At 66.3% G+C, this 14,277-nt stretch carries 14 protein-coding genes; 7 read left to right on the top strand and 7 right to left on the bottom strand.

What is annotated here, in order from left to right:
- The coding region (locus G3N99_RS06560; RefSeq protein WP_206121964.1) for an alanine racemase at window positions 1-724 on the bottom strand (724 nt) is incomplete at its 3' end.
- 430 nt (window positions 725-1,154) lie between these two features.
- On the opposite strand from G3N99_RS06560, the gene plcR reads away from it, so the two are divergent.
- Together plcR and G3N99_RS06550 are read left to right on the top strand one after the other, a co-directional pair.
- Window positions 1,155-1,871: a phospholipase C accessory protein PlcR gene (gene plcR / locus G3N99_RS06555; protein ID WP_206121963.1), complete on the top strand. Its 717-nt coding sequence runs from the start codon at window positions 1,155-1,157 to the stop codon at window positions 1,869-1,871.
- Between the two features lie 66 nt (window positions 1,872-1,937).
- Window positions 1,938-3,314, top strand: a complete 1,377-nt coding sequence (locus G3N99_RS06550; protein ID WP_206121962.1) for a pectin acetylesterase-family hydrolase — start codon at window positions 1,938-1,940, stop codon at window positions 3,312-3,314.
- A gap of 99 nt (window positions 3,315-3,413) precedes the next feature.
- Here G3N99_RS06550 and G3N99_RS06545 read toward each other — a convergent pair whose 3' ends face one another.
- From G3N99_RS06545 to G3N99_RS06535, 3 genes are all read right to left on the bottom strand, one after another.
- A complete protein-coding gene (locus tag G3N99_RS06545) occupies window positions 3,414-3,737 on the bottom strand; it encodes a DUF4148 domain-containing protein (protein ID WP_174943476.1) in 324 nt (107 codons plus the stop codon).
- Between the two features lie 273 nt (window positions 3,738-4,010).
- Window positions 4,011-5,120, bottom strand: a complete 1,110-nt coding sequence (locus G3N99_RS06540; protein ID WP_206121961.1) for a J domain-containing protein — start codon at window positions 5,118-5,120, stop codon at window positions 4,011-4,013.
- A gap of 90 nt (window positions 5,121-5,210) precedes the next feature.
- The gene (locus G3N99_RS06535; RefSeq protein WP_206121960.1) at window positions 5,211-7,592 is read right to left on the bottom strand and encodes a DNA polymerase II; all 2,382 of its coding nucleotides are present in this window, start codon (window positions 7,590-7,592) and stop codon (window positions 5,211-5,213) included.
- A gap of 148 nt (window positions 7,593-7,740) precedes the next feature.
- Here G3N99_RS06535 and G3N99_RS06530 point away from each other — a divergent pair, with 148 nt between their 5' ends.
- Window positions 7,741-8,238, top strand: a complete 498-nt coding sequence (locus G3N99_RS06530; RefSeq protein WP_206121959.1) for a hypothetical protein — start codon at window positions 7,741-7,743, stop codon at window positions 8,236-8,238.
- A gap of 127 nt (window positions 8,239-8,365) precedes the next feature.
- On the opposite strand, the gene G3N99_RS06525 is transcribed toward G3N99_RS06530, so the two are convergent.
- On the bottom strand, window positions 8,366-8,590 hold the full coding sequence (locus G3N99_RS06525; RefSeq protein WP_206121958.1) for a hypothetical protein: 225 nt from the start codon (window positions 8,588-8,590) through the stop codon (window positions 8,366-8,368).
- Between the two features lie 73 nt (window positions 8,591-8,663).
- The gene (locus G3N99_RS06520) at window positions 8,664-9,659 is read right to left on the bottom strand and encodes a LysR family transcriptional regulator (protein WP_174943490.1); all 996 of its coding nucleotides are present in this window, start codon (window positions 9,657-9,659) and stop codon (window positions 8,664-8,666) included.
- Between the two features lie 103 nt (window positions 9,660-9,762).
- Here G3N99_RS06520 and G3N99_RS06515 point away from each other — a divergent pair, with 103 nt between their 5' ends.
- Window positions 9,763-10,137 carry a nuclear transport factor 2 family protein gene (locus tag G3N99_RS06515; protein ID WP_206121957.1) on the top strand — a complete coding sequence of 125 codons (375 nt, stop codon included), beginning with the start codon at window positions 9,763-9,765 and terminating at the stop codon, window positions 10,135-10,137.
- Window positions 10,138-10,313: 176 nt separating this feature from the next.
- On the opposite strand, the gene kdgT is transcribed toward G3N99_RS06515, so the two are convergent.
- Window positions 10,314-11,333, bottom strand: a complete 1,020-nt coding sequence (kdgT, locus tag G3N99_RS06510) for a 2-keto-3-deoxygluconate transporter (protein ID WP_206121956.1) — start codon at window positions 11,331-11,333, stop codon at window positions 10,314-10,316.
- A gap of 280 nt (window positions 11,334-11,613) precedes the next feature.
- On the opposite strand from kdgT, the gene kduI reads away from it, so the two are divergent.
- Genes kduI through kdgR form a run of 3 tightly spaced genes read left to right on the top strand, consistent with a single transcriptional unit; the run spans window position 11,614 to window position 14,236 of the window.
- Window positions 11,614-12,450 carry a 5-dehydro-4-deoxy-D-glucuronate isomerase gene (gene kduI / locus G3N99_RS06505; RefSeq protein ID WP_206121955.1) on the top strand — a complete coding sequence of 279 codons (837 nt, stop codon included), beginning with the start codon at window positions 11,614-11,616 and terminating at the stop codon, window positions 12,448-12,450.
- A 4-nt stretch (window positions 12,451-12,454) separates the two neighbouring features.
- Window positions 12,455-13,261: a 2-dehydro-3-deoxy-D-gluconate 5-dehydrogenase KduD gene (gene kduD, locus G3N99_RS06500; RefSeq protein WP_174943501.1), complete on the top strand. Its 807-nt coding sequence runs from the start codon at window positions 12,455-12,457 to the stop codon at window positions 13,259-13,261.
- Window positions 13,262-13,321: 60 nt separating this feature from the next.
- Window positions 13,322-14,236, top strand: coding sequence for a DNA-binding transcriptional regulator KdgR (kdgR, locus tag G3N99_RS06495; RefSeq protein WP_206121954.1), 915 nt, complete (start codon window positions 13,322-13,324; stop codon window positions 14,234-14,236).
- The last annotated feature ends 41 nt before the right edge of the window (window positions 14,237-14,277 follow it).

Below are 14,277 nucleotides of genomic sequence, written 5' to 3'. Positions count from 1 at the left end.
CCTGCACGGCCGCCTGGCGGCGCGCATTGATCTCGCGTGCCGAGCGGCGCTTCAGGTGACGCACCAGCGCGTTGCGCGCGCCGTTGCCCGGCTCCGTGTCGGCCACGCCGGCGATCTGTCCTTCGTAGCCCATCAGCCCGTCGAGCCGCACGTGCTGCCGCTCGCCGATGCGGTTCGCGAGCGCGAGTGCGCCGGCCGCATCGCGCACCGGCGAGCGGTACATGCCGAAGTACAGGCCCGGATACGCGGACGACATGTCGAGATCGATCGCGAGCGGGATCGTCACGCGTTCCTCGTGGGCGACGCGGTCGATCGCGTCGACCTGCGCCGCGTCGTCGACCATCAGCGTGATCGAGCGGCCGCGCCGGAGCTGCGCGGCCACCGCGCGCAGGTCGTCGGGCTCGACGGTCGGATACGCGACGACGATGTCGTCGAATCCGCCGTCCGCAAGCCACGCGGCTTCCGCGGCCGAGTAGCACAGCAGCCCCTGCATGAACGGGCCGGCGGCGAGCACCGCGCCGATCAGTTCGCGCGAGCGCACCGACTTCGTCGCGAGCCGGATCGGCAGGCCGCGTGCGCGGCGCTTCAGGTCGGCGAGGTTCGCATCGAGGCAGTCGAGGTTGACGAAGGCGGCAGGTAGCCGGCGGCCCGCGAGTGCGTCGCGATAGGTCGGGTAGTCGTGGACGGCGGCGGGTGCGCGATGCGGAAGGTCTGCACGGCTCATGGAACGGGCTCGGCTGGGTGGGGTGGGTGTCGCGCCGACCGTTCGGCGCGTGTCGGAAACCAGCATAGGGCTGGCCAAAATCACGACCAAGCGCTGAGCGGGTCGTTCGACGGGTCTTATCCGGCCATCCGTATCGGCCACGCCGATGCATGGCCCGCGTGCTGCGCGCGGCTGGATCACGGCTTGCTTGGTGTCGCGGTGCACATGGCGCGTGCCGGCCCGAATCGCCGCCGGCCGGGCGTGACGCGCGACATCGCGCGCCTGGCCGGGCGACAACGAAATGCGTTTCAAACGTTCTGCCGGGCGTGGCCGATGCGAGCAGGTTTAGTGCCTGCGTTCTAGTGCCGCTTTTGACTGCATGCCGGATTCGACCTAGAACCTACTCGCGGATGCACCGGCGAAGAACGGCATGACGTGACGAGGAGGCGACGTGAAGAAGAACAGGGCACTCTGGCGGCGCACGGGCGCGATCGCGGCGATCGGCGTGGCCGTCGTCGCAATCTGGCGATATGAAGCGGCGACACCGGCGCAAGCCGCGTCGTCCGACACAGCAGCGACCACGACGGCGAGCGCGCAGCCAGGCGCGGCCGATACGTTCGGCACCGGCGCGGCGACGCCAGGCCCGGAGGAACGGCGGCTCGACGTCGACGCGCTGCGCCGCAGCCTCGCGGGGCGCCCCGACGCGGATGCCGAAGTGAAGCGCATCGTCGCATTCGCGCGCTTTCGCGACGAGGTTGCCGCGTATGGGGATCGCCGCAACAGCATGCTGCAAGCCGAGCGCGCCGCGCTCGCGCGACGGATTCTCGACGAACTGCCCGACCATGTCGCACGCAACGAGATCGTGCCGGTGCAGGCCGAAGCGCTGAGCGCGGCGCTGCTGACCGACATCGAAGCCGACCCCGCGACACGCAGCGCGGCGATCCGGTCGATGCGCGCGCAATGGGACACCTATGCGCAGCAGACGGTCGGCCCGTCGCCGGCGCAGGACCCACGCTATCTCTCGTACGAACAGCAGAGCCGCGACGTCGTCCGGCAGGTTCAGGCGAGCATTCCCGATCCCGATCAGCAACAAGCCGTCATCGCGCAGCGCCTGCAGGCGTTGCGGGTCCAGCTGTTCGACGGCGCGTCACCGTCCGGCGCGCACTGAGCGCCGAATCCGCGACGCCGGGACGGAGCCCGGCGGCCGCGTCATGTCCATCGACAAGGAGGGGAGATGTCCACAGCACGAAGCCTGCTGCGCGCGGCCGTTGCCACGCTGCTCGGTTGCGCGGCACTGAACGGCCAGGCCGCCGATACGACGATGCCGGATCCGTCGATTCCATATTATTCGTGGTACGAAGTGACGTTGCCAGAGAGCACCGGTGCATCATGCGGCAACGGCACGCCGATGCGCTTCTACATCAATCGCGCGCAGTCGGACAACCTGCTGTACATGATGGAGCCGGGCGGCGCGTGCTGGGATTACGGCACCTGCACGCAAACGTCGACCGGCGCCGAGGCCGGCCTCGGCGGCTTCAACCCGGACGGCATCCCGCACAACTACATGAACGGCACCGCGAACGAGAGCCTGCTGTCGTCGTTCCTGTCGCCGTTGCTCACGCGGATGGATCTCGCGCACATTCTCGTCGGCGAACCAAAGGTCGAGACGCAGCAGTGGACACAGGTTTTCGTGCCCTATTGCACCGGAGATATCCACATGGGCAGCGCGGTGCGCAACTACACCGCGCCGGGCGGCGACTGGCGGCTGCAGCACTACAGCGGGCTGAAGAACATCCAGGCCGTCGCGCAGTGGCTGACGTCGCACGGCTTCGGCAAGCCGAACCGGCTGCTCGTGTACGGGATGAGCGCGGGCGGCTACGGCACGCTCGCGAACTACGCGACGCTGCGCAACACGCTGCAGCCGCAGGCGCATAGTTCGCTGCTCGACGACGCCGGCACGGTCTTCAACACGCCGTTCGATGCGGACGCGGCCACGCATCCGTCGGTCGGCCTGTACGACCGCGTGCGCACCGAGTGGGGGATGACGGGCCCCGACGGGATGATCACCGTGAACAGCCGGCTGACCAGCCATTTCGATCCGGGCAACATGGGGAGCGCGTACGCGGCGCTGTCGGCGACGTATCCGCACGACCGCTTCGGCTTCTCGAGCTACCAGCGCGACAAGATCATCGCCGCGTATCACTATCGCGCGTTCGTGCCGGCCGTGATCGCGGCGCCCGACGACGCGACGAAGGATTCGCTGTCGCTCGCGATGTTCGACCAGGAGCTGGACGGGCTGAAGCAGACGCTGAACCCGCTGCCGAACTTCGGCTACTTCATGCCGTGGGCGCGCAACGACTTCATCGACAACCACCAGGTGACGGCGGTCAGCTTTACCGGGTCGGGCATCCACGAGAACGGCGTCGACGCGGATATCGGCACGTTCGTTGACAACCTGCTGAACCAGCAGGACCCGGCCGATACGCCGGTGATGAAGGCGTTCCGCACGCAGCAGTGGTCGGATTTCACGTTCTCGACGTTTCTTGCGTGGATCGACAGCATCTTCAACCTGACCGGCGAAGCGGGGCCGATCTCGGGGCATCGGGCGTGAAGTGAAGCGACGGGTCGCCCGGGCGGGCGACCGCAGCGCAGTGCGGCGGCCGGGTGTCGTGGCCGCTCGCCTGCGTCGATGCGGGCGTGCGTCGCGGCGTTACGGCTTCACCACGGCAACCGCCGGCGCGCCCGAATCCACGCCAGGCGCACCGTTCGACCCGTAGGCCGCTTCGGTGCGCTTGCGCTCGGCCAGCCGCTTGGCGGCCAGGCGTTCCTGCGCGGCGACGATGTCGCCCGGATAGTTGTCGCCATCACCGGCGATCGGCTCGTAGCCGACCGACTCGAGGTCGAGCAGCTCCTGGCGTACCTGCGCACGCGTGAGCGTCGAGTGCGACGACTGCGCGTACGACGCGGTCGGTGCGGCGAGGAGAGCGGTGGCGGTAGCGGCGACGGTGGCGATGGTGACGATGATGGATTTCACGGTTTCCTCAGACGGTTTCGTTGCGGTTCGGCGCGATGGCGGCTGGCTGAACCGACGAGACAAGTTTAGGAACCCGGATCGGCCGGATAAATGGCGATTCCTGTCCAGATGTGTTCCTGAATCCGAGAAAGTGGGTGACGTATGGCGCCCGGTGAGCCGGCTTTGACTCGTCTTGATCGCGCGGAATGCCGATGGATGAGGGGGGGCAGCCGTTTCATCCGGGCGGCGATGCACGCGATGTTCGGCGGGCAGACGCAGGCCCGCCCGACAAAGCTAGTCGTCGAAGCGCGGGAATGCCTGCTGGCGCTTCATGTCCTTCAGCCATTCCTTGACGTTCGCCGGATCGTCGAACTCGCGCAGCGTCAGGTTCAGGTCGTGGATGCTGCGCTGAGTGCCCGCGATGTCGCGCGTGAGCATGCGCATGATGGTATCGGGCGCGACCTTGACGGACGGCGCGATCCCGTAGGTCCGCCGGAATCCGGTCTCGACGTCCTGGATCTCCTGGTCCAGCTCGCGCAGCTGATCTTCGAGGATGCCGTTGTAGCGCGCGAGCCGGTCTTCGCCGAGGCCGTTGATCGCGTGCCGGTCGATCTGTTCGATCTCCAGTTGCAGCTCCAGCAGTTGCAGGAGCTTGCCGTTCGCGTAAGCGTGGTTGACCCGCTGCATCAGCACCGTCTTGCGTTCCTGTTCCTGCGGATCGGTCTCGCGATCGGGGTGCAGCGCGCTCGCCAGCTTCCGGTAGACCTCGCGGATCGACCGGCTCGCTTCGGCCTGCTCGGCTTCGCGCTTCGCCAGCGCGGCCGATTGGCGGGGCGCTTTCTTGCGCTTCGCGCGCTGTGCCTCGCGGGCCGCGTGCTTGGCCATGTCGCGCTCGAACTGCTCGTCCAGTTCGGCCTGCACGCGCGCCATGAGTTCTTCGGGCGACAGCGCGTCGAGATCGTCTTTCGTGGTCGCGCCAGGCGTCGATTCCGGTTCCAGCTCCGGCTCGGCCGCTGCGTTGCTGCCGTGATCGGCCACGCTGTGCCGGGCGTGGATGGCCTTCAGCTGCGCGTCGTCGCTGAAGTCGAGCAAGTCGCGCGCCATGTTGGCGATCATCCCGGACAGGGTGTGCTGCTCGGCCTTGCTCAAGCCTTTCTGCAGGTACGCGTCGTCGAGCTGATTGAGCAACCGGATCCGCAGTGCGGTCGACGTCTGTTCGAGCGGCAACAGCTCGTCGACGAATTTCTTCTGGAAGGCCGGCATCGCGGCTTCCCACGCGCCGAGCCGCTCGCGTCGCTTCTCGATCTGCTGGACGAGCGTATTGAATGCTTTCTGGGCTTTCGACAGGCTGGCTGTCTCGTGGCCGGGCGCGATGGCGACCGCTGTTCCGCGACGTGCGGTCATGATGAATCTCCTTCGGCTGCGGCAGGACGCGCAGCAGCGCGGTATTTTAACCGGCCCGGCGTTTCTCCCGCGCCCGACATGGCGCCGCCATTACTGAAACAACTGCCCCTGCCCGGAGATCACGCGTTCGAAATCGTCGCGCAGGAACGGCAGGATCGCGTCGGCGACGGGCTGCAACTGGCAGCTCAGGTAGAACGCATAGTCGATCGGCGAGCGCATCGTTTCGAGCGGCTCGGGGCCGGCCGTCGTCATCACGTAGCTGATCCAGCCGCCGCGCTGATACTGCAGCGGGCGGCCCTGCGCCTGGTTGAACTCGTCGGCGATCCGCGCCGCGCGCACGTGCGGCGGCACGTTGCGTTCGTACTCGCGCAGCGGCCGGCGCACGCGCTTGCGGTAGACGAGCTGGTCGTCGAATTCGCCGGCCAGCGTGCGCCGCACGGTGTCGCGGATGAAATCCTGGTACGGCTCGCGGTTGAACACGCGCCGGTACAACTCGCGCTGGAACTGCTGCGCGAGCGGCGTCCAGTCGGTGCGCACCGTTTCGAGCCCCTTGAACACGAGATCCTCGCCGCCGTCGGCCGCTGCCGCGAGGCCGGCGTAACGCTTCTTGCTGCCTTCCTCCGCGCCGCGCACGGTCGGCATCAGGAAGCGGCGGTAGTGCCGCTCGTACTGCAGCTCCAGCGCGCTTGCGAGCCCGAAGTGGTCGTGCAGGTGCGCCTGCCACCAACGGTTCACGTGCTCGACGAGCGCGCGGCCCTTGGCGCCGGCTTCGTCGTCGTCGTGCGCGCGGCCGAGCCACACGAACGTCGAATCAGTATCGCCGTAGATCACTTCATAACCCTGCGCTTCGATCAGCTCGCGCGTGCGGTGCATGATCTCGTGCCCGCGCATCGTGATCGACGACGCGAGGCGCGGGTCGAAGAAGCGGCAGCCCGTCGAGCCGAGCACGCCGTAGAACGAATTCATGATGATCTTCAGCGCCTGCGACAGCGGCGCGTTGCGCTGCCGCTTCGCGTCGTCGCGGCCTTCCCATACGCGGCGCACGACGTCGGGCAGGCAGTGCGCGGTACGCGAGAAGCGCGCGCCGAGAAAGCCCGGCACCGATGCGTCGTCGCCGGGATTCGCGAGCCCTTCGATCAGCCCGACCGGATCGATCAGGAACGTGCGGATGATCGATGGATAGAGGCTCTTGTAGTCGAACACGAGCACCGAGTCGTACAGCCCGGGGCGCGAATCCATCACGAAGCCGCCGGGGCTGTTCTGCCCCGTCACGTCGCCGAGGTTCGGCGCGACATAGCCGAGCCGGTGCATGCGCGGCAGGTACAGGTGCGTGAAGGCCGCCACCGACCCGCCGGTGCGATCGGCCGCGAGGCCCGTCACGCTCGCGCGTTCGAGCGCGAAGGACAGCAGGTCGGCCTTGTCGAAGATGCGCGTGACGAGCTCGCAGTCCTTCAGGTTGTAGCGCGCGAGCGCCGGCTTGTCGTGATCGAAGCGGCGCTGGATCTCGTCCATCCGCTGATACGGATTGTCGATCGACTTGCCTTCGCCGAGCAGCGCCTGCGACACGTATTCGAGGCTGAACGACGGGAACGTCCACGTCGCGGATTTCAGCATGTCGATGCCGTCCAGGATCAATCGGCCGGCCGCGCCCGCGAAGAAGTGGTCGGGTTGCTGGCCGTGCGCGCGCCAGTCGAGCACGCTGCCGCCGCGGCCGAGCTTCAACGGGATGCCGTATTGCTCCGAATGCGCATGCAGGATGCGCAGGTCGAACTGCACGAGGTTCCAGCCGATCACCGCATCGGGATCGTGTTCGTCGAACCATTCGTTGAGCCGCGCGAGCATTGCGGGCCGGCTGTCGCAGTAGTCGAGACGGAAGTCGATGGCGCCTGCTGCATCACTGTCGTCTCCGTTCGGTGGACCGAGCATGTAGACCTGCCGTTGCCCGCAGCCTTCGAGCGCGATCGAATACAGCTCGCCGTGGACGCTGGTTTCGATGTCGAGCGACACGCAGCGCAGCGCCGGGCGATAGCCGGTCGCGGTTTTCAGCTCGGCGCCGGTCAGCGTGCCGTCGCCGCCGGGTTGCCCGCGAAACTGCACGCAGGCCGTGATGAAGCGCTCCATCGCGTAGCGGTCGGGCGGCTGCACGTCGGCTTCGTAGACGTCGACGCCGGCTGCCGCGAGGCGCTTCTGCAGCCCGGACAGGTGGCGATAGCGCTTGCAATAGAGGCCGACGACCGGCCGCTGCCGGAAGTCGCGCAGCGCGAGCGGGCGCAACTCGGCCTCGCGCTCGCCGGCCAGCGTGCGTTCGGCGAGCGCCTGCTGTTCGGCCGGGATGAACGCGACGGCTTCCTGCGGGCGCAACCGCACGCGGCGCGGACCGTGTTCGGTTGCCAGCCAGAATTCGATCTCGATGCCGGATGCGGTGTCCCGCCAGTGGCGGGTGAGGATGAAACCCTGCTCGAACGCCGTCAAAACGCTTGCTCGTTGTGGATGCCCAGGCGGCGGATTTTAGCGCTTGGGCGGGGGGGCGTGCCGGAATGGCGTGCGCGATGTCGTGCCCCGGTATCGCGGGCAATGATCGTAAGATTCGGGGTCGATTCAACCAACCAGGCGTCGTTCAATGAAAATCACGATGGATCGTGTCGCACGTGGTGCCGCGCACGCTGTTGTCGCGGCTTGTCTATGGGGAAGCGGGAGCACGCTGTTCGCCGTGCCGAAACTGAAGATACTGCCGGCAGCCCAGGAAGCAGCCTGGATACAGGCAGTCAAGCGGCACCGGACAAAAGATGGGGCAACCGTTGCCGAAGTACTGGCCTTTGCGGAGAAAATGAGGCCGCGCGCTTTCAAGGTCGAACGAATCGAAGTCGGTTACAACGGTGCGACCGGTATCGCCGATGCGGTGACGATCGGCTACTGGATCGGAGCGAAGCGCACACCGGACGATGTGTATGTCGATCTCGGATATTCGATGTCGCCTGATGGCCGCGTCATGCCCGTACCGCCGAACCAGCCTACCGCAACGGCATTGGAGAGCGGACGGAATGCATTTCTGCGCGCTGTCGACGACACATATCGGGACACCTGCCAGTCCGATCCCGATTATCCGCCGGCTTGCTGACCCTCTTCACTCGCCGCCGTCTCCACACGACCTGGATACCCGATACCCGTCGGGTAACGCGGTACGTCGTGCGCGTCGCGTTCATCTCCAGCGCGGGTTCGGCGAGCGCGTGAAGTTCGGCGCGCGATCAGGCGACGGCGCGCCGTTGCGTGACGCGCCATTCGGCGTGCGTTGTACGGGAAGACTTGGGCGGCCAGCGGCGCGCGGCGACCGCGTACGGCTTTTGCGCCACGTATGCGTCGACGGAGAGTTCGAGCGCATCGTCGTCGATGCGGATCTCCCGCGCGACGAAAATCTGCCCTGGTTCGACCCGCATCGCAAACGCTTTACGTGCGTTTGTCCGGATCAGCATGTGCAGCCGAGCCGAGCCGAGCCGAGCCGAGCCGAAGCGACGCGACGCGACGCGACGTGACGTGACGAGCGAATCAAGCGGATGGCAAACGACGCAGCGTTTCGAACACCGCCGCTGACGGCTGCCGGCCAGCGCCGGCATCCTCACCTTTCGACCGCAGCCCCGGCATCATGCCGACAACAAAGTCGATGAACGCTCTCACCTTGGCCGGCACGTGATTCCGGCTGGGATAGTAGACGTAGAGCGGGAACGTCTCGTCGCACCAGTCCGTCAGAACCGGCTCCAGCGTGCCCGCCCGCAGGTGGGTGTCGATCCCGAGGTCGATCACCTGCGCGATCCCGTAGCCTGCAAGGCAGGCGCCGATTTTGGTTCCTGCGTCCGTGACCATCAGCTTCCCGCCGACTGCCACCTTCACTTTCTCGCTGTCACGCCAGAACTCCCAATCGAAGGGTCTGCCGGTAGCCGGATCGATGGCCATGATGCATTCATGGCCATCATCGACCAGATCCTGCGGCGACCTCGGCCGGCCGCGTTGCTCCAGGTACGACGGCGCAGCCACAGTGAGGACCCGCGGACTGTACAGCCTGCGACAGACCAGAGTTGAAACGGTTGGCGGTCCGAACCGGATGGCGAGATCGAATCCGTCGCTGATCAGGTCCGGGAGGTCGTTTCGGGTCTCCAGCTTCACGTGCAGCGCAGGGTGGTCCTTCATGAACTGGGCTAGCTCCGGCGCGAGCACCAGTCGGGCGAACACGGCATCGCACGCCACACGGAGCGTTCCGTTGACGATCGAGGTCTGGTGAGAGGCGCCGGCGGTTGCCTCTTCGATCCCCTGGAGTAACGGCAGCACCTTCGACAGCAGCGCATGGCCGGCGTCCGTCACTTCGACGTGCCGGCTGGTGCGATGCACGAGCTTCGCGCGCAGGCGGTCCTCCAGTCGCTGGATCGCGCGACTGACCGCCGGCTGGGTCTTGCCCAGACGAGATGCAGCACGGCCGAAGCTCCCGGATTCGGCGATGGCTGCCAGAACCAGCAGGCCGCTGACGAGCCCTCCATCGAGGTCTTCCATGATCCATGTGTTCCTGTAATGGCAGCGATAACCGGGTCGCCGTAGCCGAGCGCGGGGAGGAGCGCTCACTATACGAGCCGTTCACTACCGAGGGAAGCCAGCCATGACCCAGACCCAAGCCGTCGTCGCCTTGATCGACGATTATTTCAATTTGGCTTATGAGCCCAGGAGCCGTGACTTCGACACGGTCTTTCACCCGAGCTGTGTGATTCAGTGGCTGGATGAAGGCCGGTTGCGCACGCTGTCGTCGCACGAGTATGCGGCACTCATCCATGGGAGGCAGAGTCCTCGAGAGGCCGGCGCACCCAGGGACGAGGCGATCCTGTCGATGGCGCATATCTCGGACGGCCTTTCAACGGCTACCGTGCGGGTGCGGATCGGAAACAGGCTGTTCAACGATCACTTCGTCATGCATAAGGTGGAGGGCAAATGGCTGATCGCCACCAAGGCATCCGCCGTCATGCGTACGTTCGACTGAAGCGCCGCGCGGCGGATGCGCATCAATGTCCGGATTCGTGAGCGCGCCACTGAATGCACGCAAACACCGGCGAACGAAAACCCCGGGAAACATTTCGATTTCCCGGGTTTTATTACGCCATCGAACATTGATCGACTTGAAACGGGTGCCGGGGACCAGACTCGAACCGGCATCCCTCAAACATGCCCCTCGTGCTCGATCGCCCCACCATGCCCCGTCCGTGGCGCCACCCTGACCGGCACCCCTGACATCCTCGCTGCCCGCTTCGCCCACATCGCTGTCAATATCGGCACGAGAATCGCCGTCACGAGACACGCGGTTGCGACGATCGCCGTCGCCGCCGGCACCATCGGCTTGAACTTCGGAATCATCTCGCCGATGATCGCCGGGTTCGCGACCGCGGCGCCGGCCGTCGACGACGCGGCGAGCCCGGCGGTGCCGTTGCCGCCGCCCAGCAGCTTGTCCGCGAGCATCAGCGGAATACCCGTCACGACGATCACCGCGAGCCCGAGCGCGATGCCCGGCAGCCCGCTTTTCGCGATCACGTTGAGATCAATGCCGTTACCGAGCGCGAATCCGAAGAACGGGATCAGCGGATGCACGCAGCGTCCGAACAGCTCGCGCAGGTCCTCATCGAGGTTGCCGAGCGTGAAGCCGATCAGGAACGGCAGTACCGCGCCGACGAACAGCCGCGTCTCGAACACCGCGACACCGGCCGCGCCGAGGATCAGCATGCTGACGAGCGGCCCCGATTCGATCGACATCAGCACGAACGCGCCGGCTTCCTCCTTGCTGCCGTACTGCTGCATCACGGCCGCGTAGAGGCCGCCGTTGGTCATGTCCATCGACGTCGTGATCGCGAGCAGCGACAGGCCCGCAAACAGGCCCGTGCGGATGCCGTCGCCGGGGATGAACTGCGCGGCGATCACGGTCGCGAGCCACGCGACCACGAGCTTCGTCGCGAGCAGCGTGCCCGATTTGCGCAGCACGACGCCGGTCGCGCGCAGGTTGATCGTCGCGCCCATGCAGAAGAACCAGACGGCGAGGATCGGCACCGTGCCCGCGATCAGGCCGTTGGTGAACGAGCCGAAGTACTTCCCGGCGTTCGGTGCGAACGTGTGCACGCACGCGCCGAGCAACATCGGGACCAGCATGAGCCCACCCGGAATACGGTCGATGGCCTGTTTCAGCTTCACGTCTCCTCCGTGGACGTCGATGCGTCCTGTTGTCGAATGATGTCTGCTGACTGACTATAGGACATGATTCGGAATGCCGTTCCGTTTTTGTGAATATCGATGGTAGTCGTATACCCGTAAGATGCTATGCCATTGATCTACAAGGAATTTATCGATCGAGCGCGCTGAATCAAAAATCCGGATCGACGTTCCGAATTTTAGGAATGTGTGCTTCAATCTTCGTCAGGGCGATCGTCGGCGCGGGTGCCGGCGGCGTGTCCATTCCGCACGGAGAACCGGCATGGAAGTTCGGCAGGGCATACACGGCGAACACGCGAAAACACTCGACACGGCCGGATTGCGCCGGCATTTCCTGGTGGAGAACGTGTTGGAGCCGGACGCGCTGTCGCTGACCTACAGCCATATCGACCGCATCATCGTCGGCGGCGCGTGGCCGGCCACGCGGCCGGTCGAGGTGCCGGCATCGCTCGGCGCGTCGATGGGCGTGAGCCATCTGCTGGAGCGGCGCGAACTGGGCGCGATCAACATCGGCGGGCCCGGCTGGGTCGAGGTCGACGGGCAGCGTCACGCGGTGGGCACCGAGGAGGCGATCTACATCGGGCAAGGCGGGCAGGGTGTCGTGTTCGGTAGCGACGATCGAGCGCATCCCGCGAAGTTTTACTTGAACTGCGCACCCGCGCATACGGCCCATCCGACGCGCACCATCACGCTCGCGCAGGCATCGCCCGAAACGCTCGGCGATGCGGCCACGAGCAATCGCCGCACGATCTACAAGTTCATCGTGCCCGACGTGCTGCCCACCTGCCAGCTGTCGATGGGGATGACCAAACTCGAGCCCGGCAGCCTGTGGAACACGATGCCATGCCATACGCACGAGCGGCGGATGGAGGTGTATTTCTACTTCAACCTCGCCGACGACGCGGCCGTGTTCCACCTGCTCGGCGAGCCGCAGGAAACGCGCCACGTCGTCGTGCACAACGAACAGGCGGTGATCTCGCCGAGCTGGTCGATCCATTCGGGCGTCGGCACGAAGGCCTACACGTTCATCTGGGGGATGGCGGGCGAGAACCAGGTGTTCAAGGACATGGATCACCTCGCCGTTGCCGACCTGCGCTGACACCATGAAACGCGATACGCCCGATCTTCCCGCCAACGACACGCGCACCGCGCTCGCCGGCCTGTTCGACCTGACCGGCAAGGTCGCGATCGTCACCGGCTGCAACACGGGGCTCGGCGCGGCGATGGCCGTCGCGCTTGCGTCGGCGGGATGCGACATCGTCGGTGCGAACCGTTCGGCGCCCGCCGAGACATCGGCGCGCGTCGAAGCGGCCGGGCGGCGCTTCGTCGATGTGCGCGCCGATCTGTCGACGCTCGAGCCGGTCGAGCGGATCGTCGGCGGCGCGGTCGACGCGTTCGGTCACGTCGACATCCTCGTCAACAACGCGGGCATGATCCGCCGCTGCGATGCGCTCGAATTCACCGAAGCCGACTGGGACGCCGTGATCGACGTGAACCTGAAGAGCGTGTTCTTCCTGTCGCAGGCCGTCGCGCGCCAGATGGTGCGGCAGGGGCGCGGCGGCAAGATCGTCAACGTCGCGTCGATGCTGTCGTTCCAGGGCGGCATCCGCGTGCCGTCGTACACGGCGTCGAAGAGCGGTGTGCTGGGGCTGACGCGCCTGCTCGCGAACGAATGGGCTGCGCGCGGGATCAACGTGAACGCGATCGCACCCGGCTACATGGAAACCGACAACACCGCGCAGCTGCGCGAGGACAGCCGGCGCAGCGACGACATCCTCGGTCGCATCCCGGCCGGCCGCTGGGGCGTGCCGGACGATCTCGCGGGCGCGGCGGTGTTTCTTGCGTCGCGTGCGTCGGACTACGTGCACGGTCACACGCTTGCCGTCGACGGTGGGTGGCTCGCGCGCTGACGCGTGCCGCACGGCGAACGCGTTATGCTCTCCCGATTTGCATCTCACGGATTCACGGACATGACAGCAACGCCCAGACAGCGCAAGCGCGATCAGGCGAACCCGGAAACGGGGGGCGGCCATCAGGGGGCCGGCCATCCGGAGGCCGGCGATTCGCAGGCGGCCGGCAGCGCGGAGAAGGCCGATTCGGTTGCCGCCGTCGGCAAGGTCTTCACGATCCTCGCCGCGCTCGGCGATCGTCGCGAGGTCGGCATCAGCGAACTGTCGCAGCATCTCGGCATGTCGAAGACGACGGTGCATCGCTTCCTGCAGACGTTGAAGACGCTCGGCTACGTCGCGCAGGAAGGCGAGACCGACCGCTACCGGCTGACGATCCGGCTGTTCGAACTCGGCAGCAAGGCGCTGGAGAGTGTGGACCTGGTGCGCGAGGCCGATCTCGAGATGCGCCGCATCGGGCAGCTGACGCGCGAAGCCGTGCATCTCGGCGCGTTCGACGAGGACGCGATCATCTACATTCACAAGATCGACGCCGATTACGGGCTGCGCATGCAGTCGCGGATCGGCCGGCGCAATCCGCTGTACAGCACGGCGATCGGCAAGGTGCTGCTCGCGTGGATGACGCCCGACGAAGCGCGCACGGTGCTGGCCGGCGTCGAGTTCAGGAAGTCGACCGCGAAGACGCTCGCGTCGGCGGATGCGGTGATGAGCATCCTGCCGCATGTGCGGCAGCAGGGCTATGGCGAGGACAACGAGGAGCAGGAAGATGGCCTGCTGTGTCTCGCGGTGCCCGTGTTCGACCGTTTCGGTCGCGTGATCGCGGGATTGTCGCTGTCGTTCCCGACGATGCGGTGCGGCGCGGACACGAAGGCGCATTACATCGCACTGCTGACGGAGGCCGGGCAGGCGATTTCCGTGCGGCTTGGATATCGTCCGGAGGCGGCCGGTGTCGAGCCGGCGACGGTCGCACAGGATTGAGCACGTGCCGGTCGTGAACCGGCAAAACGAAACGACAATAC

Origin of the sequence: Burkholderia sp. Ac-20392, from assembly GCF_017104585.1 — a bacterium.
GTDB classification, from domain to species: Bacteria; Pseudomonadota; Gammaproteobacteria; order Burkholderiales; family Burkholderiaceae; genus Burkholderia; species Burkholderia lata.
This window is presented reverse-complemented; position numbering and strand designations above follow the sequence as displayed.